This window comes from Pseudomonas sp. S36 (genome assembly GCF_016647875.1).
Lineage (GTDB): Bacteria > Pseudomonadota > Gammaproteobacteria > Pseudomonadales > Pseudomonadaceae > Aquipseudomonas > Aquipseudomonas parafulva.
Window position 1 is genome coordinate 1 of the sequence record NZ_JACVVG010000006.1, and the last position, 17572, is coordinate 17572.

Below are 17572 nucleotides of genomic sequence, written 5' to 3' on the forward strand. Positions count from 1 at the left end.
CCCCAAACCCGACCCCCTGCCCTACCTCACCGGCTTGCAGCACCTGAACGCCGAAGCGGGTCAGGCCCTGGCCTTCGAAGACTCCCTGCCCGGGGTCGCGGCGGCGCATGCAGCAGGCATTTTCACGGTGGGGGTTGCGACCACGCAGACGCCGGAACGGTTGATGGCTGCGGGTGCGGGGTTGGTGATTGACGATTTTGAAGCGCCAGCTTTGTGGGCGTTGTTGGCCAAACGCGGTGAGGCGGGCTGACGGATGCGCCGTCTGCCACGCCACAGGCCCTGGCCAAGTTGCCGAACCAGCTGATCGACATCAAGAGCGAGCATGCCAGCGAGCGTATTCTGGCGTTGACTGGCGGCAGTGCTGAAGACGTTGCCATTGAAGCAGTGCGTCACTGGGGCGCGGCCTACCGTCAGTGAGTGCGAGCTGCGCAGCCACGCGCGCTCGAATCTCTTAACTGTACTGCGAGAATCCCATGAGTGAACGTGCCTCACCCACCACCGCGCCACAGCCGCTACGTTTTCCGCCTGGACTGATCGTCGCGGTGCTGGCCATGGTGATCGTGCTGTTCTTGCCACTGCCCGAAGCGTTACCGGTCGCCGGGCAGCGGATGCTGGCAATACTGGCATTCGCAGTGACGGTGTGGGTGACCGAGGCTGTTTCCTACGAAGCCAGTGCCATCATGATCACCTCACTGATGGCGGTCTTGATTGGCATGGCGCCGACGCTGCAGGACCCCACCGTCATCTATGGTTCATCGGCCGGCGTGTCGATGGCCTTGAGCGGCTTTTCCAACCCGGCCCTGGCGCTGGTGGTCGGCGCGCTGTTCATCGCGGCGGCCATGACCCACACAGGCCTGGACAAACGCATCGCCCTGGTCACCCTGACCAAGGTCGGCGCCAGCACCCGGCGCATTCTGTTCGGCGCCATGCTGGTGATCGTGCTGTTGAGCCTGGTGGTGCCCAGCGCAACAGCCCGCAGCGCCTGCGTAGTGCCCATCATGATGGGCGTCATCGCTGCCTTTGGCGTAGCCAAACGCTCGCACATCGCCGCCGGCCTGATGATCATCGTTGCCCAGGGCACCAGCATCTGGAACGTCGGCATTCAGACCGCCGCGGCGCAGAACCTGCTGACCGTAGGCTTCATGGACAAGATGCTCGGCCAGCGCGTGTCGTGGATAGACTGGCTGGTTGCCGGCGCACCCTGGGCAGTGATCATGTCGGTGGTGCTGATCGTGGTGGTGCTGAAACTGCTGCCGCCCGAGAGCGACAGCGTGCCAGGCGGCCTGGACGCCGTGAAACAGAGCCTGGCCGAACTCGGCCCCATGACCGCCGCGCAGAAGCGCCTGGGCATGGTTTCGCTGCTGCTGTTGCTGGCCTGGGCCACTGAAGGCAGGTTGCATGCGTTGGACACCACGACCACCACCTATGCCGGGCTGGTTATCCTGCTGTTGCCCCGTTTCGGCGTGATGACCTGGAAAGACGTGCAGTCGCGCATCCCGTGGGGCACGGTCATCGTGTTCGGTGTGGGTATCAGCCTGGGCACCGCACTGCTGACCACGCAGGCCGGCCAGTGGCTCGGCGCACAAGTGGTCAGCCACACCGGGCTCGACAGCATTTCACCACTGGGCGTGTTCGCGATACTCAGCGCCTTCCTGATCGTCATTCACCTGGGCTTTGCCAGCGCCACCGCACTCACCTCGGCGCTGCTGCCGATCCTCATGGCCGTGCTGCTTACACTACCCAGCGAATTCAGCCGGGTCGGCATGACCATGCTGCTCGGCTTTGCCGTCAGCTTTGGTTTCATCCTGCCGATCAACGCCCCGCAGAACATGGTCTGCCTGGGCACCGACACCTTTAACCCCAAGCAATTCGCCCGTGTCGGTATACTCGTCACCCTGGTTGGCTATGTGCTGTTGCTGGTGTTTGCCAGCACGTACTGGAGCTGGCTGGGTTGGATCTGAAATTCAACGATCCCCTAACGGGTCACATTTCACACCTGGAGCCTTGTCATGAATTCGCTCAAACGCATCTTCGTCACCGTGGGCCTGTGCCTTCTGGCCGGATGCGCAACACCTTCCTCGATGATCCTCAAAGACGGTCGCGAGCTGCAAACACTGGATACGCCGAAGTACGACAAGCAGAGCGGCTTCTTTGAGTTCAAATTGCTGGACGGTAAACCCCAGAAGATCAACCGGGATTCGGTGCTGACGATTCGCAACCTGAAGTAACCCCTGCATGCTTTGACAACGGCGCCCGCGAAGCCCCTCGCCTTCGCGGGCGTTGTCGTATGCATCAACACCCACGAAGGCGAGGGGCTGGGTACGCGCTTAATCTGCGCAGGGTGGATGCTGTACTCCATCGACTTTACTGGTAACGTAAATTCACCTTACCGCCAAAGACTGCCCCGATGACACCACGCCCCCTCCCCCCTAGCGGTTTCATCCAGGTCCGCGGCGCCCGCGAGCACAACCTCAAGAACATTGATGTAGACATCCCACGTGACGCATTGGTGGTGTTCACTGGCGTTTCCGGCTCGGGCAAGTCGTCGCTGGCATTTTCCACGTTGTACGCCGAAGCCCAGCGCCGTTATTTCGAGTCCGTGGCGCCCTACGCCCGCCGCCTGATCGACCAGGTGGGTGTGCCGGACGTGGATGCCATCGACGGCCTGCCGCCAGCAGTTGCCCTGCAACAGCAGCGCGGCACGCCCAGCGCACGGTCTTCGGTCGGCAGCGTGACCACGCTGTCCAGTTCCATCCGCATGCTCTATTCGCGGGCCGGGCAGTACCCAGCGGGGCAGCCCATGCTGTATGCCGAGGATTTTTCTGCCAACACACCCCAGGGCGCCTGCCCTGAATGCCACGGCCTCGGGCGGGTGTACGAGGTCAACGAAGCCACCCTGGTGCCGGACCCGTCGCTGACCATCCGCGAACGCGCCGTGGCCGCCTGGCCCATGGCGTGGCAAGGGCAGAACCTGCGCGACATCCTGGTGACCCTGGGTTATGACGTGGATGTGCCCTGGCGCGACCTGCCACAGGCGCAACGGGACTGGATACTGTTCACCGAAGAAACGCCCACCGCGCCGGTGTATGCCGGCCTGACACCTGCACAGACCCGCGCGGCACTGGAACGCAAGCAGGAACCGAGCTACCAAGGCACGTTCATGGGCGCCAGGCGCTATGTGCTGCATACATTCATGCATTCCCAGAGCGCGCAGATGCGTAAACGCGTCGCCCGGTTCATGCGTCCAAGCCCCTGCCCTGCCTGTGGGGGCAAGCGTCTCAAGCGCGAGGCACTGGGTGTGACGTTCGCCGGGCTGGACATCGCAGAGCTGTCGCAACTGCCCCTGCAGGCACTGGCGCACCTATTACGCAAGGTGGCTGCGTCCGACTACCTGACACAGCACGGTGAACTGACCGTAGATAAGCGCCTGGCCGCGCAACGGATCGCGCACGAAGTGCTGGAGCGCATCGAAACCCTGCTCGACCTGGGGTTGGGCTATCTGGCACTGGAGCGCAGCACCCCCACGTTGTCGTCTGGCGAGCTGCAACGCCTGCGCCTGGCCACCCAGCTCAACTCACAGCTGTTCGGCGTGGTCTACGTGCTGGACGAGCCCTCTGCGGGCTTGCACCCGGCCGACAGCGAAGCCTTGTTCGATGCCCTGGTGCGGCTCAAGCAGGCAGGCAACTCCGTGTATGTGGTGGAGCACGACCTGGATACCATGCGCCGCGCTGACTGGCTGGTGGATGTAGGCCCTGCGGCTGGGGAGAACGGCGGCAATATCCTGTACAGCGGCCCGCCACAAGGGCTGGCACAGGTGAAAGCGTCGTGCACGGCGGCCTACCTGTTCGGCGAGCAGACCAAGGCCAGCCCTGAGCGCCGCCAGGCCAAGGACTGGCTAACCCTCGAAGGGGTGACCCGCAACAACCTTGCCGACCTGAGTGCAGCCTTCCCGCTGGGCTGTTTTACCTCGGTGACAGGTATTTCGGGCTCGGGCAAATCAAGCCTGGTGAGCCAGGCGTTGCTGGAGCTGGTGAGCGCACACCTGGGCCAGGGTGACCCTACCGGCGACCCCGCGGAACAGAGCCTGGAAGATGAACCGGAACAGGCCAGCAGCGGCCACGTAAGTGCAGGCCTTGGCAGCATCAAGCGCCTGGTGCAGGTGGACCAGAAACCTATCGGCCGCACACCCCGCTCCAACCTCGCCACATACACCGGTTTGTTCGACAATGTGCGCAAGCTGTTCGCCGCCACTGAACAGGCCAAGGCGCAGGGGTTCGACGCCGGGCGGTTCTCTTTCAATGTGGCCAAAGGCCGTTGCCCCACATGCGAGGGTGAAGGGTTCGTCAGCGTCGAGCTGCTGTTCATGCCCAGCGTGTACGCGCCCTGCCCCACCTGCCATGGGGCCCGCTACAACCCCGAAACCCTGTCAGTGACTTGGCAGGGCATGAACATCGCCCAGGTGTTGCAACTGACGGTAGACCAGGCCCTGCAGGCGTTTGCCGAGCAGCCCCCCGTGCGGCGCTGCTTGCAGGTATTGCAGGATATCGGCCTGGGGTATCTGCGCCTGGGCCAGCCAGCGACCGAGCTGTCTGGCGGAGAGGCCCAACGGATCAAGCTGGCCACCGAGCTGCAGCGTACGGCACGCGGCGCGACCTTGTACGTGCTGGATGAGCCCACCAACGGCCTGCACCCGCAGGACATCGACCGCCTACTGGTGCAGTTGAACCGGCTGGTGGACAGCGGGCACAGCGTGGTGGTGGTCGAGCATGACATGCGCGTGGTAGCGCAAAGCGATTGGGTGATCGATATTGGACCGGGTGCTGGAGACGCCGGGGGCAAGGTGGTAGCGTGCGGCACACCGCAGCACGTTGCCCGCTGCGACGGCAGCCGCACCGCAGCATTTCTGGCCAAGGCGCTGTAACACACCATGGACAAATACGCCCCTCGCGACTGGTTGCCCCACGAAAAGCCCGTGCTGCCCGGCTCGCCCTCCACCCCCCTGCACGCACCGGGCAAACGCCTGGCTTATGGCCTGGTGGGCCTGCTGGTAGCGATCACCGGTGGCCTGGGGAACGCCTTGGTCACCGCCAACCTGGTATTTCTGCAAGGTGCGCTGGGTGCGACCACCGCCGAGATGGCCTGGTTGCCGGCAGCCTATGTGATGACCACGGTGTCCATGAACCTGCTGCTGGTGAAATTTCGCCAGCAGTTCGGCCTGCGCGCATTCACCGAAGTGTTTCTGGTGCTTTATGCAGTGGTCACCTTCGCCCACCTGCTGGTCAACGACCTCAACTCGGCCATCGCCGTGCGGGCGGCCCACGGCATGGTGGGCGCGGCGCTCACCTCGCTGGGGCTGTACTACATGATTCAGGCCTTCCCGGCAAAGTGGCGGCTGAAGTCGATTGTGCTGGGGCTGGGCGCCTCGCAGCTGGCTTTGCCGCTGGCGCGCATCTTCTCGGAAGACCTTCTGCTGATTGGCGAATGGCGCGGGCTGTACCTGTTCGAGCTGGGCCTGGCGCTGGCCGCCCTGGGTTGTGTGCTGCTGTTGAAGCTGCCGCCGGGCGACCGCTTCAAAACCTTTGAACCCCTGGATTTCCTCACCTTTGCCCTGATGGCCAGTGGTACCGCCCTGCTCTGCGCCGCGCTGTCGTTGGGGCGTATTGACTGGTGGCTGGATGCACCGTGGATCGGCATGGCGCTGGCGGGTGCCATTGCCTTGATCTTCAGCGGGCTCGCCATCGAGCACAACCGCCAGAACCCGCTGCTGATGACCCGCTGGCTGGGCAGCGGCGCAATCATACGCCTGGGGCTTTGCGTCATTCTGATCCGCATGGTCACGTCCGAGCAGTCCACCGGCGCGGTGGGTTTTCTGCAGATGCTCAACATGGGCAGCGAGCAGATGCGCACCCTGTACTGGATCATGCTGCTGGGTGCCGTAGCCGGGCTTGCCACCAGCGCCCTGACCATCTCGCCCAATCACTTGATATTGCCGCTTCTGATATCGCTGCTGGCGATGGCCATTGGCGCCTTCATGGACAGCTCATCCAGTAACCTCACACGGCCGGCACAGATGTATTTCAGCCAGTTCCTGCTGGCGTTCGGCAGTACGTTCTTCCTGGGGCCGTCCATGGTGCTGGGCATCAGCCATGTACGCGCCAACCCGCGCAACCTGGTGAGTTTTTCGGTGTTGTTCGGTATCTGCAACAACCTGGGTGGCCTGATTGGCGCTGCACTGCTGAGCACCTTCCAGATCTGGCGAGAAAAATTCCACTCCAGCCACCTCATGGACCACCTGAGCGCCGTGGAACCGCTGGTGAGCGCGCGCGTTCAAAGCGGTGGCGCCGCCTATGCGCACATCCTGGCCGACCCGGCCCTGCGCACCGAAGCCGGTTTGCGCCAGCTGGCCAGCGCCGCTACCCGCGAAGCCAATGTAATGGCCTACAACGATGTGTTCATGCTGATCGGCAGTATCGCTATTCTGACCATGGTCTGGATTTGCATCCGCGGCACCTGGCTGTGGTACAGCAAACGCCAGGCCAGCCTTAACGACTCCACCTCCGGCGCAACCACCTGATGACCGACGATACCCGCACCACGACCACCACCGCCATCGCCGAAGCCCCGGAGGGCACCGCCCCGCCCAGTGAACCCACCAGCCCCGGGCGCTCGCGGCGGGTGCGGGTGATGTCGGCGGTTACCTTTGCCTGCGTGGCGCTGGCGGGCGTGATGGTGGTGCTGTACGCCTGGCGCCTGCCGCCATTCAGCAGCGCCATCGAAAGCACCGAGAACGCCATGGTGCGTGGCCAGGTCACGCTCATCGGGCCTCAACTGAGCGGTTACATCGTCGATGTGCCGGTGCAGGACTTCCAGCACGTGAAGGCCGGGCAGTTGCTGGTGCAACTGGACGACCGCATCTATATCCAGCGCCTGGCTCAAGCCATTGCGCAACAGCAGCAGCAAGAGGCGGCGCTGGCCAATAACGCCCAGCAACGCAAAAGTGCCGAAGCCACCATCGCCCAGCGCCAGGCGGCCATCGGCGATGCCGCAGCGCAGGTGACCAAGGCCCGGGCAGACCTTGCCCGCAACCAGGCGCTGGTGACGGATGGTTCGGTGTCGCGCCGTGACCTGGACGTTACCCGTGCCAGCGAAGCGGCTGCGGTCGCCAGCCTGGCCCAAGCCAAGGCGGCCCTGGAAATCGCCCGGCAGGACCGCGAGACGGTGGTGGTCAACCGCGCCGCACTGGAGGCTGCGGTGGAAAATGCCAAGGCTGCTGTCGCCCTGGCGCGCATCGACCTGGACAACACCCGGGTCACCGCACCGCGGGACGGCCAGCTGGGGCAGATCGGCACACGGCTAGGGGCCTATGTGAACTCAGGGGCGCAACTGATGGCGCTGGTGCCGGACACCTTGTGGGTCATCGCCAACATGAAAGAAACACAGATGGCCGACGTGCGTATCGGCCAACCGGCGAGCTTCACCGTCGATGCCTTGAACCACCTCAAGCTGCATGGCCACATCCAGCAGATCTCGCCAGCCACCGGTTCTGAATTCGCCTTGCTGCAGGCGGACAACGCCACCGGTAACTTCGTCAAGATCGCCCAGCGCATCCCGGTACGGATTACCGTCGACCCTGACCAGCCCCAGGCCCGGCACCTGCGCCCGGGCATGTCGGTGGTGGTCAGTATCGATACCAACGGCGACCAGTAGCGCCTACATCCACCAGGCCAGCACCGCCGGCAGCCAGGCAAAGGACAATACCGTGGAGCACATCACCAGGTTGGCCACCTGCTCGGGCTCCCGGTTGGCGCGCACCGCCATCAGGTAATTGAACACGGCCACCGGCATGGCCGATTGCACCACCAGCACCGCTCGCTCCAGGCCTTGGAGCCCCAGCAGCGTACCCACCGCCCAACCCATGCCGGCGCCCAGCACGATCCGCAGGCCGCCCAACACCAGCCCGCTGCGCACATGCTGCAGGCGGATGCTGGCCAGCGATACCCCCAACGTGAGCAGCATCAGCGGTATGGTCATGCCACCGAGCAGGTCGGCGGTGTTGGCAAGCCAGCGCGGTAGCTCGACATCCAGAAAGATGATGGGCATTGCCCCCGCCAGGCTGATCACGATGGGGTTGCGCAGCAAGGCCTTGAGCGAAGCAGCCGTGCCGGAAATGGCCATGCCGACAGTGAACTGCACGATCGACAAGGTGAGGAAGAAGGCCACCGCCAGCGCCAGGCCATGCTCACCGAACGCATACAGGCTGATCGGCAGGCCCATGTTGCCGGTATTGGGGAACATGAAGGCGGGCGTCAGCACCCGCCAGTGCATGCCAGATAACCGGCACACCAGCAGCGCGGCAATGGCCATGCACAGCGTGCACAGCAGGCAGGCCAGGGCCATGCTGGTAAACGCGCCGGGGTCCAGTTCGGTGCGGCTAAGGGTGGACAACACCAGGGCCGGGGTGCCGACCATCATCACGATGCGGGCGATGAAGGTGGTGGGGTATTCCAGGCCGGCGCGGGCCCAGGCGAAACCGATACCGGCAACGATGAACACCGGGGCCAGAACTGCGAACAGCGAAGCGAACATGAGGGCCTTCCTTGCAGGGGGTGCTGCATTATGCCGCAGCCCGGCAGGTTATCGGCGGCCCGTTAACGGCCGGCGGATGCCTGCCCAGGACATTGACGTGCCCAACCCAGCCTGCGGCATCTCGTCGCAGGCCCTGGCCCCTTGGGCAAAACCGCGCAAGCCCGTAGAATCGCGCTTCCTTTTCGCCCGTCGCCTTGAACGGTGGCAACCGGCAGCAAAGACCGAGTCCGTGCCTGACCACATGAACGCACATGTGAAATAGGCTCAACCCTCCCCGCCCAGCCTTCTCCCTGATGGCCAAGCGGTTGAGTCTTGCCCAGGTCCCATCCGTGCAGCCCTCGCCCACTTTCGGGCCAGACCGTGCGCGCGTCCGCAAAGGCATACATTCCGCTTATCCAACCTGAGGTACCTATGTCTCCGCGTTTGCTGGCCATGGCGCTGGCGCCCCTGCTCGGGCTGTTCATCATTGCCCTGGGCAACGGCTTCATGTCTTCCCTGACTACCCTGCGGCTGGGCGATGCCGGTGAGTCCGCCACCACCATTGGTATTGTGTCGTCCACCTACTTCATCGGCCTGACCCTGGGCGCCATCTTCAACGACCGGCTGATCCTGCGCATTGGCCACATCCGCGCCTATACCAGCTTCGCCTCGCTGATCGGCGCGACCATCCTGCTGCAGGGCCTGTTCTACGACGTCACCTGGTGGTCGGTGTTGCGCCTGATCAACGGCTGGGCGGCAGTAGGCGTGTTTCTGGTGATTGAAAGCTGGCTGCTGCTGGCCGGTGACGCCAAGATCCGCGGCCGCCTGCTGGCCTTGTACATGATCGCGTTCTACGGGGCGGGCGTGCTGGCCCAGGCGGGGCTTGGCGAAATCACCCGCCTGGGCGACAGCGCACCGTTCATGCTGGCAGGGGTGCTAACTGCCTTGTCGGTGCTGCCTATCGTGATCCTGCCTCGGGTGTCGCCGCTGCTGGAGCAAGTGGAACCGCTCAAACCGCGGCAGCTGCTGGGTGTCGCGCCCTCCGGGCTGGTCGGCTGTTTTGGCTCTGGCGTGGCCATTGCCGGCATTTACACCTTGCTGCCGCTGTACCTGCAACGCATCGGCCTGGAGGTGGGCGAGGTCGGCAACATGATGGCCTGGGTGATCCTGGGTGCAATGTTGCTGCAGTACCCCGTGGGGCGCTGGTCCGATCGCAAGGATCGCCAGGATGTACTGATTGCCCTGGCAGGGCTGTGCGTGGTGCTGGCGCTGGTCACGGTGTTCCTGCCGTCGGACTCGTTCCTGCTGCCGGCCATGTTGTTCCTGTTGGGTGGCGGGGTGTTCACCCTGTACCCGGTGGCGGTCAGCCACGCCGCCGACCGCGCGCCGTCCGATGCGCTGGTACCGATGATCCAGGGCCTGCTGCTGATCAACTCGCTGGGCTCGGCCATGGCACCGGTGGCGATTTCGCCGATGATGACCGAATTTGGCGAAGCCGGGCTGTTCTGGGCCTTTGCCGTGGTCAACCTGTTCATGGTGGCGTTTTTCCTGTGGCGCCGTGGCAAACGGCCAGCCGCCGAGCACCCTGCCCCGTTCACGGCCTCGACCACCTTCTCGCCTACCGGCGCAGAGCTGCGCGTCACCGAAGACCTCATGCACGCCGCCCAGGAGCACCCACCGCTGGAGCCCGCCGAGGCTGCCCCCAGCGACGCCCGCTGAGGCACACGGGGCCGCAGGCCGGCCCCGCCCTATACGACCATCCGTCGCCCCAGTAGCACCTCCTGTGCGCACCCCTGCCCAAGCAAGGACAGATCATCCGCACAGGAGCTTTGCCATGATCCGCATCCGTAGCCTCTCGCTGTCCGTCGCCTTCGCCCTGGCCACCCTGGCCGGTACCAGCTACGCCGCGACCGAAAGCACCAACACCGACATGCACCCCAAAACCGATCAATCCGGTGGTAAAACCGCCGGTGAAGGTAGCAGCGTCAACACCCCCGGCAGCAGCCGCGACAACGACAGCAGCAACGCCGGCGTGCATGACGGCGCCAGTGGTGGCTCCAACAGCACTGGGGAAGCCACCGGGTCTGGTGCAGGCGCCAGCGGCGGCACCGCTGAAGACCAAGACAGCAACTAACCTTATGCAGGCCGTGATCGTGACTGGCATTTCTACAACTGATCACGGCCATAGCATTTATCCATTGAATCAGCCGCGCTACCTGCAGTAAGCTCGGGCACATTCACTGGAGCGCAACATGCCATCATCTACCTGCAATCACGCCAACACCACGGGCTGCACCCTGCGCCCTGTGCTTGCTATTGCCGGCTGTGTCGCACCTGCCAGCTATTACTTTGGGTATTGGTTTAGCCACTAGGCGCCGATACCCATACGGCGCCCACCTTCGAGGGGCCGCCGAACATGAGAACACTCAACCCCCGGTCGGCTTCCCGACCGGGGGTTTTGCTTTTCAGGCCCTTTTAAATCAGCGATTCACACAGGACAACCCCATGAACTACGTCACCTATTACCGCGCTTGCACCTACACCTGGCGATTTAGCCATAACCGTTCGGGCCAGCCTGCCGCCTCCGACCGGTCCTGCACAGGTGGCCTCGCTACAGCCAATAACCTATCAACGATCTGTCGAACACCTCGATAGGGCCGACGGCGCGCACGCCGTCCGCCCAAAGGAACCTACACCATGCAAGCCACCAGCCTCGCCCTGACCCAGCCACACGCCGCCAATACCACCGTCAGCAAGCGCCTGCCCAGCCCGCACCTGCTCAAACAGCAAATGCCGCTGGCCAACGCTCTCGCCCAGCAAGTCCAGGCCCACCGCCAAGCCATCGGCGATATCCTCCAAGGCCATGATCAGCGCCTGCTGGTGATCGTCGGGCCCTGCTCCCTGCATGACCCTCGCGCAGCGCTCGAATACGCCGACCGGCTGGCCAACCTCAGCCGCCAGGTGGGCGACCAACTGCTGCTGGTAATGCGTGCGTACGTGGAAAAACCCCGTACCACAGTGGGCTGGAAAGGCCTGGCCTACGACCCGCACCTCGATGGCAGCGATGACATGCACGCTGGTATCGCGCTGTCTCGCGGGCTGATGCTGAGCATGATCGAACGCGGGCTACCGGTGGCCACCGAGTTGCTGCAACCCATGGCCGCCGGCTATTTCGAGGATGTGCTGGCGTGGGCGGCCATTGGTGCGCGCACTACCGAATCGCAGGTGCACCGGGAAATGGTCAGCGGCTTGGAACTGCCTGTGGGCTTCAAGAACGGCACCGATGGCGGCGTTGCGGTCGCAACCGATGCCATGCGCAGCGCTGCCCACCCTCACCGCCACTTCGGCATGGACGCCCAAGGCTACCCCGCGATCATTGAAACCTTGGGCAATGCGCATACCCACCTGGTGCTGCGCGGCGGCCACCAAGGCCCCAACTACGATGCCCATAGTATCGCCCTGGCCCGTCAGGGGCTGGCGAAGGCCGGGCTGGCAGCACGCATCATGGTCGACTGCAGCCATGCCAACAGCGGCAAGGACCCGTCACGCCAGCCGGCTGTGTTCAACGATGTGCTGCAGCAACGCCTGGCTGGCGACCATTCGCTGATCGGCATGATGATCGAGGGGCACCTGTTCGACGGCTGCCAGGCACTGGGCAAGGGTGCGCTGAAATACGGCGTGTCGGTCACCGACGCCTGCCTTGGCTGGGCGTGCACCGAAAGCCTGTTGCAACAGGCCGCACAGCAACTTCGTGAAACAACGGGCAAGGCTTGCGAGACACAGCCCGGACAAGTGCGCTAGGCTTGCGTTTTTTACCCCGAGGAGCAGTACCCATGGCCCGTGCAACCGCCCGCCACATCCTGGTCAGCAGCGAAGAGAAGTGCAACGAACTCAAGGCCCAGATCGAAGGCGGTGCCGACTTCGCCGAAATCGCCAAAGCCAACTCCACCTGCCCATCCAGCCGCCAGGGCGGTGACCTGGGTTCGTTCGGCCCAGGGCAGATGGTCAAGGAATTCGACACCGTCGTGTTCAGCGCTCCGGTCAATACCGTACAGGGTCCGGTCAAGACCCAGTTCGGCTACCACCTGCTGGAAGTGACCAGCCGCCAGGACTGATCGCCAAGCGCTGATCATGTGCCCGGTGAAAGCGGGTTTGCCCAAGGCCAGGCCTGTGTCTGCAACCTCGTTGCGTATACAGGCTTGTTCTGGGGCAAACCCGCTTTTGCTTTTTCTGGGGGGCCTGCTGCTGTTGTGCGCAAGCCTTGCAGCGCAGGCCGCACCCAGCCATGCCCTTACCGTTTATGGCGAGCCACCGCACTATGGCGAAAGCTTCCAGCATTTCGACTACGTGAACCCGGAAGCCCCCAAAGGCGGCAGCTTGCGGCGCTCTGCCATCGAGATCGGGCAATTCGACCATATTTTGCCGTACATCGACAAAGGCACCGGCGTGAGCGAAGTCGATGGCTGGCTGTATGCGCCACTCGCCGTCCGCGCCTTCGATGAACCCTATACCGTTTATGGCCTGATCGCCCGGCGCATGGAACGCGGCCCCGCTGACGCCTGGCTGCGCTTCGAGATCGACCCTCGCGCCACCTTCGCTGACGGTAAACCCGTGCGCGCCGAAGACGTACGCTTCACCTTCGAACTGCTCATGAGCAAGGGCAGCCTCAAGTACCGCACACAGTTCGCCGCGGTCAACGGCGTTACGGTCGAAGGGCCGCGCTTGGTGCGTTTTGATTTGCAGCCCGATCACGGCCGTACCTTGCCCCTGGACCTGGCCAGCCTGCCGGTACTGCCAGCCCATGACTGGCAGGCCCGCGACTTCGCCAGTGGCGCCGGCTTCGAAAAGCCCGTGGGCAGTGGGCCCTACCGTGTCGGTCGCATCGACAACGGGCGCAGTATCACCTTCGAACGGGACCCCGCCTGGTGGGCCCGCGATTTGCCGGTCAACCGGGGGCGCTACAACTTCGACCAGTTGCGCATCGAGTATTTCGGTGATACCGAAGTGGCCCGCCAGGTGCTCAAGGGTGGCGGTTACGACTACAACCGGGAGTTCTCCGCTACTGCCTACACCCTGGGCTACAACGGCGCCCAACTGGAGGACGGCCGCCTGCAGCGCGCCCATTTGGGCCCCGCCAAACCTCAGGTCGCCCAGGGGTTCGTGTTCAACCTGGACCAACCGCAGTTCCGTGACCGCCGGGTACGTCAGGCACTGGGCATGCTGTGGGACTTCGAATGGAGCAACCGGCAGATGATGCGCAACCTGTACATCCGCCAGCAGAGCTTCTTCTCCAATACCCCCTTGGCCGCCACGCAACTGCCCGACGCCGATGAGCTGAAACTGCTGGCTCCCCTGCGGGGGCAGGTACCTGACGAGGTGTTTACCACGGTCTTCACCGCCCCAGTGACCGACGCCAGTGGCATCATCCGCAACCAGCAGTTGCAAGCCTTGAAGCTGCTCGCGCAGGCAGGCTGGACACCGCGAGGCGACCACTTGGTGAATGCGCAGGGCGTGCCCCTGGCATTCACCTTTCTCAATGGCCAGGCAGGCCTGGAGCGCCTGCTGCTGCCGTGGAAGCGCAACCTGGCGCAGATCGGCATCACCCTGAACATCCGCAACGTGGATGCGGCCCAGTACGTCAACCGGCTGATGGCCCGTGACTACGACATGATCGTGACCGGTTACCCGGTCAGCCTGTCACCCGGCGCTGAGCTCTACAGCTATTTCGGCTCTGCTGCCGCCCACGACCCGGGCTCGAATAACCTCATGGCGTTGCAGAACCCTGCCGTGGACCACCTGATCGATGGCCTGGTGCGTGCCGCTACTGAGGCCGACATGGTGCGGCACGCCCACGCGCTTGACCGTGTGTTGCAATGGAGCCACTACTGGATCCCCAACTACTACCCGCCAGGCAGTTCAACCGCCTGGTGGAACCGTTTTGGCCTGCCCAAGGTTCAGGCAACCTATGACGAGGGGCTGGACACCTGGTGGGAGGTCAGCCCCACACCCCTTACCAATGCGCAGATGGCCGAGCGGCTGAGGGCGACACCGTGACCACCTACATCCTGCGCCGGCTATTGCTGATCGTGCCGACGCTGCTGGCCATCCTGCTGGTCAACTTCGCCATCGTCCAGGCGGCGCCGGGTGGGCCAGTGGAGCAGGCTGTGGCTCGCCTGCAGGGGCTGGGCGGTGGCGTGCCCGGTGGCCGTGCCGAGGTGGTGAGCGGCGGCTCCCGGGCCACCCGTGGCCTGGACCCGAAGCTGATCGAAGAAATTAAACACCAGTACGGCTTCGACAAACCGGCACCTGAGCGTTTATGGCTGATGCTGAGCCAGTATGCGCGGCTGGACTTTGGCAACAGCTTTTTCCGCGGCGCCAAGGTGACTGACCTGATCGTGCAGAAGTTGCCGGTGACCTTGTCCCTGGGTTTCTGGGCCACGTTGATTACCTACTTGGTATCAATCCCGTTGGGCATTCGCAAGGCAGTGCGTCACGGCAGCCGCTTTGATACCTGGAGCAGCGCCTTGATCGTGATCGGCTACGCCCTGCCTTCGTTCCTGTTCGCCCTGTTGTTGATCGTACTGTTCGCGGGGGGGACCTCGCTTGCCTGGTTCCCGGTGCGGGGCCTGGTGTCGGACAACTTCGACAACCTCAGCCTGCTGGGCAAAGTGGCCGACTATTTCTGGCACCTGGTGTTGCCCGTCAGCGCGCTGGTGATCGGCGGTTTCGCCACCCTGACACTGCTCACCCGCAACGCCTTTCTCGACGAGATCTCCCGGCAGTACGTCGTTACGGCGCGGGCCAAGGGGCTGAATGAGCGCCGCGTGCTGTATGGCCATGTGTTGCGCAACGCCATGCTGCTGGTGGTGGCCGGGCTGCCGCAGGCGTTGATCACCGTGTTCTTCGCGGGCTCGTTGCTCATCGAGGTGATCTTCTCCCTCGATGGGCTGGGCCGCATGAGCTACGAAGCCGCGGTTTCACGTGATTACCCGGTGGTGTTCGGCACCTTGTTCATCTTCACCTTGGCGGGGCTGTTGATCCGCCTGTTGGGCGACCTGGCCTACACCCTGCTGGACCCCCGCATCGATTTTGACGCGAGGGCGCACTGATGCTGTCGCCGCTGCTACGCCGCCGCCTTCAGCGCTTTCGCCGCCACCGCCTGGGTTGGGTTTCGTTGTGGCTGTTCACCGCCCTGCTGCTGACCAGCCTGCTAGCAGAGCTGGTGGCTAACGACAAGCCACTGCTGTTGGGTTACAAGGGCGAGCTGTACGTGCCGGCACTCAAGCGCTATACCGAGCAGCAGTTTGGGGGCCAGTTGCCGTTTCAGCCCGACTACCGCAGTGCCTACGTGCGCCAGCTGATCGACCGGCAAGGGGGCTGGATGCTGTTCGCCCCCATTCCCTTCAGCGCCGACACACCCAACTACGACCTGCAAGTGCCCACGCCCAGCCCGCCGAGCGCCAGCAACTGGTTGGGCACCGACGACCAGGGCCGCGACGTACTGGCCCGGGTACTGTACGGCACCCGTGTGTCGCTGCTGTTCGCCTTTGCGCTGACGGCAGCCAGTGTGCTGGTGGGGCTGGCAGCGGGTGCCTTGCAGGGCTATTACGGCGGCTGGGTAGACCTGTTGGGCCAGCGATTGCTGGAGGTGTGGTCAGGGCTGCCGGTGTTGTACCTGCTGATCATCCTCAGTGGCTTCGTCGAGCCTGACTTCTGGTGGTTGCTGGGCATCATGGCGCTGTTCTCGTGGTTGACACTGGTAGACGTGGTGCGCGCCGAGTTCCTGCGCGGGCGCAACCTGGAGTACGTCAAGGCCGCACGGGCGTTGGGGCTGCCGGACAGCCAGGTGATGTTGCGCCACATCCTGCCCAACGCACTGAATGCCACCCTTACCTACGTTCCCTTCATGCTCACCGGGGCGATCACCACCCTCACCGCCCTGGATTTTCTGGGCTTCGGCATGCCGGCAGGCAGCGCGTCGCTGGGGGAACTGGTGACGCAAGGCAAGCAGCACCTCGAGGCCCCCTGGCTAGGCTTTACTGCATTCTTTGCGCTGGCAGTGATCCTGTCGCTGCTGGTGTTCATCGGTGACGGCTTGCGCCAGGCGCTTGACCCCAGAAGTTAGCTGCGCCTGGCCGTCGTCTTTTTTACGCAGCGCCCAAGGTGCTGCCAAGGAGTCTGCTATGCCACTCACAGGCAAAACCGCATTGGTCACCGGCTCTACCAGTGGTATCGGGCTGGGTATTGCGCACGTGCTGGCTCGGGCCGGGGCGAATATCGTGCTCAACGGCTTTGGCGAGCCCACAGCGGCCATCGCCAGCATTGCCCGGCACGGCGTCGATGTCGTCCATCACCCGGCCGACCTGGCTGACGTGGCGCAGATCGAAGCGCTGATGGCCTTTGCCGAACGGCAACTGGGCCCGGTGGACATCCTGGTGAACAATGCCGGCATCCAGCATGTGGCCCCGGTTGAGCAGTTTCCGGTGGAAAGCTGGGACAAGATCATCGCCCTCAACCTGTCGGCAGTTTTCCACGGCACGCGCCTGGTGCTGCCAGGCATGCGCGAGCGCAACTGGGGGCGCATCGTCAATATCGCGTCGGTGCATGGCCTGGTGGGCTCGACCGGCAAGGCCGCCTACGTGGCGGCCAAGCATGGCGTGGTTGGCCTGACCAAAGTGGTAGGCCTGGAGACGGCCACCAGTAACGTGACCTGCAACGCCATCTGCCCAGGCTTCGTGTTGACGCCCCTGGTGCAGCAGCAGATCGACGCCCGTGCCGCTGCCGGCGTCGACACCCAGCAGGCACAACGCGAACTGCTGGCAGAAAAACAACCGTCCCAGGCCTTCGTTACCCCGCAACACCTGGGTGAGCTGGTGCTGTTTTTGTGCAGCGAAGCCGGCAGCCAGGTGCGTGGCGCTGCCTGGAACATGGACGGGGGCTGGCTGGCCCAATGACTGGTGGCGGGTCGGTGGGGCATAATGCGTCTTTTTGCTGCTGCACGCACAGG

General features: G+C 64.0%; 16 protein-coding genes. 15 read left to right on the top strand and 1 reads right to left on the bottom strand.

Annotated features, from left to right (window positions below; genetic code table 11):
• The 7 genes from IAE36_RS04670 to IAE36_RS04695 all read left to right on the top strand — a co-directional run.
• Window positions 1-250 (top strand): HAD-IA family hydrolase (locus IAE36_RS04670; protein WP_201210601.1); only part of this gene is annotated, 250 nt, incomplete at its 5' end.
• 38 nt (window positions 251-288) lie between these two features.
• On the top strand, window positions 289-417 hold the full coding sequence (locus IAE36_RS23825; RefSeq protein WP_256217515.1) for a hypothetical protein: 129 nt from the start codon (window positions 289-291) through the stop codon (window positions 415-417).
• Window positions 418-473: 56 nt separating this feature from the next.
• Window positions 474-1961, top strand: a complete 1488-nt coding sequence (locus IAE36_RS04675) for a DASS family sodium-coupled anion symporter (RefSeq protein ID WP_201210609.1) — start codon at window positions 474-476, stop codon at window positions 1959-1961.
• A 48-nt stretch (window positions 1962-2009) separates the two neighbouring features.
• Window positions 2010-2228 carry a YgdI/YgdR family lipoprotein gene (locus IAE36_RS04680; RefSeq protein WP_028634099.1) on the top strand — a complete coding sequence of 73 codons (219 nt, stop codon included), beginning with the start codon at window positions 2010-2012 and terminating at the stop codon, window positions 2226-2228.
• A gap of 179 nt (window positions 2229-2407) precedes the next feature.
• The gene (gene uvrA, locus IAE36_RS04685; protein ID WP_201210611.1) at window positions 2408-4921 is read left to right on the top strand and encodes an excinuclease ABC subunit UvrA; all 2514 of its coding nucleotides are present in this window, start codon (window positions 2408-2410) and stop codon (window positions 4919-4921) included.
• Window positions 4922-4927: 6 nt separating this feature from the next.
• Entirely contained in the window at window positions 4928-6574 is a 1647-nt protein-coding gene (locus IAE36_RS04690; protein ID WP_060481979.1) for an MFS transporter, read from the top strand.
• Complete coding sequence (locus IAE36_RS04695; RefSeq protein ID WP_201210613.1) at window positions 6574-7707, top strand: HlyD family secretion protein; 1134 nt, start codon at window positions 6574-6576, stop codon at window positions 7705-7707. The genes IAE36_RS04690 and IAE36_RS04695 overlap by 1 nt, the downstream gene beginning before the upstream one ends.
• 3 nt (window positions 7708-7710) lie before the next feature.
• Here the strand turns inward: IAE36_RS04695 and IAE36_RS04700 are convergent, their stop codons facing one another.
• Window positions 7711-8586 carry an AEC family transporter gene (locus IAE36_RS04700; protein ID WP_201210614.1) on the bottom strand — a complete coding sequence of 292 codons (876 nt, stop codon included), beginning with the start codon at window positions 8584-8586 and terminating at the stop codon, window positions 7711-7713.
• A gap of 411 nt (window positions 8587-8997) precedes the next feature.
• On the opposite strand from IAE36_RS04700, the gene IAE36_RS04705 reads away from it, so the two are divergent.
• From IAE36_RS04705 to hbdH, 8 genes are all read left to right on the top strand, one after another.
• Window positions 8998-10284, top strand: a complete 1287-nt coding sequence (locus tag IAE36_RS04705; RefSeq protein ID WP_028634105.1) for an MFS transporter — start codon at window positions 8998-9000, stop codon at window positions 10282-10284.
• A 115-nt stretch (window positions 10285-10399) separates the two neighbouring features.
• Window positions 10400-10699, top strand: a complete 300-nt coding sequence (locus tag IAE36_RS04710) for a hypothetical protein (protein WP_028634106.1) — start codon at window positions 10400-10402, stop codon at window positions 10697-10699.
• Window positions 10700-11262: 563 nt separating this feature from the next.
• Window positions 11263-12366, top strand: coding sequence for a 3-deoxy-7-phosphoheptulonate synthase (locus IAE36_RS04715; protein ID WP_201210616.1), 1104 nt, complete (start codon window positions 11263-11265; stop codon window positions 12364-12366).
• 32 nt (window positions 12367-12398) lie between these two features.
• Window positions 12399-12680, top strand: coding sequence for a peptidylprolyl isomerase (locus tag IAE36_RS04720; protein WP_060481974.1), 282 nt, complete (start codon window positions 12399-12401; stop codon window positions 12678-12680).
• Between the two features lie 10 nt (window positions 12681-12690).
• On the top strand, window positions 12691-14619 hold the full coding sequence (locus IAE36_RS04725; RefSeq protein ID WP_236408623.1) for an extracellular solute-binding protein: 1929 nt from the start codon (window positions 12691-12693) through the stop codon (window positions 14617-14619).
• Window positions 14616-15674 carry a microcin C ABC transporter permease YejB gene (locus IAE36_RS04730; RefSeq protein WP_201210620.1) on the top strand — a complete coding sequence of 353 codons (1059 nt, stop codon included), beginning with the start codon at window positions 14616-14618 and terminating at the stop codon, window positions 15672-15674. The genes IAE36_RS04725 and IAE36_RS04730 overlap by 4 nt, the downstream gene beginning before the upstream one ends.
• A complete protein-coding gene (locus IAE36_RS04735; protein ID WP_201210621.1) occupies window positions 15674-16690 on the top strand; it encodes an ABC transporter permease in 1017 nt (338 codons plus the stop codon). Before IAE36_RS04730 ends, IAE36_RS04735 begins: the two co-directional genes overlap by 1 nt.
• 58 nt (window positions 16691-16748) lie before the next feature.
• On the top strand, window positions 16749-17519 hold the full coding sequence (gene hbdH, locus IAE36_RS04740; protein ID WP_201210623.1) for a 3-hydroxybutyrate dehydrogenase: 771 nt from the start codon (window positions 16749-16751) through the stop codon (window positions 17517-17519).
• Window positions 17520-17572 lie beyond the last annotated feature (53 nt).

Excerpts from the sequence above, each read along its gene's own strand:
- IAE36_RS04675 (WP_201210609.1), top strand. The coding sequence starts at position 474 with ATGAGTGAACGTGCCTCACCCACCACCGCGCCACAGCCGCTACGTTTT.
- IAE36_RS04680 (WP_028634099.1), top strand. The coding sequence starts at position 2,010 with ATGAATTCGCTCAAACGCATCTTCGTCACCGTGGGCCTGTGCCTTCTG.
- uvrA (WP_201210611.1), top strand. The coding sequence starts at position 2,408 with ATGACACCACGCCCCCTCCCCCCTAGCGGTTTCATCCAGGTCCGCGGC.
- IAE36_RS04690 (WP_060481979.1), top strand. The coding sequence starts at position 4,928 with ATGGACAAATACGCCCCTCGCGACTGGTTGCCCCACGAAAAGCCCGTG.
- IAE36_RS04695 (WP_201210613.1), top strand. The coding sequence starts at position 6,574 with ATGACCGACGATACCCGCACCACGACCACCACCGCCATCGCCGAAGCC.
- IAE36_RS04700 (WP_201210614.1), bottom strand. The coding sequence starts at position 8,586 with ATGTTCGCTTCGCTGTTCGCAGTTCTGGCCCCGGTGTTCATCGTTGCC.
- IAE36_RS04705 (WP_028634105.1), top strand. The coding sequence starts at position 8,998 with ATGTCTCCGCGTTTGCTGGCCATGGCGCTGGCGCCCCTGCTCGGGCTG.
- IAE36_RS04710 (WP_028634106.1), top strand. The coding sequence starts at position 10,400 with ATGATCCGCATCCGTAGCCTCTCGCTGTCCGTCGCCTTCGCCCTGGCC.
- IAE36_RS04715 (WP_201210616.1), top strand. The coding sequence starts at position 11,263 with ATGCAAGCCACCAGCCTCGCCCTGACCCAGCCACACGCCGCCAATACC.
- IAE36_RS04720 (WP_060481974.1), top strand. The coding sequence starts at position 12,399 with ATGGCCCGTGCAACCGCCCGCCACATCCTGGTCAGCAGCGAAGAGAAG.
- IAE36_RS04735 (WP_201210621.1), top strand. The coding sequence starts at position 15,674 with ATGCTGTCGCCGCTGCTACGCCGCCGCCTTCAGCGCTTTCGCCGCCAC.
- hbdH (WP_201210623.1), top strand. The coding sequence starts at position 16,749 with ATGCCACTCACAGGCAAAACCGCATTGGTCACCGGCTCTACCAGTGGT.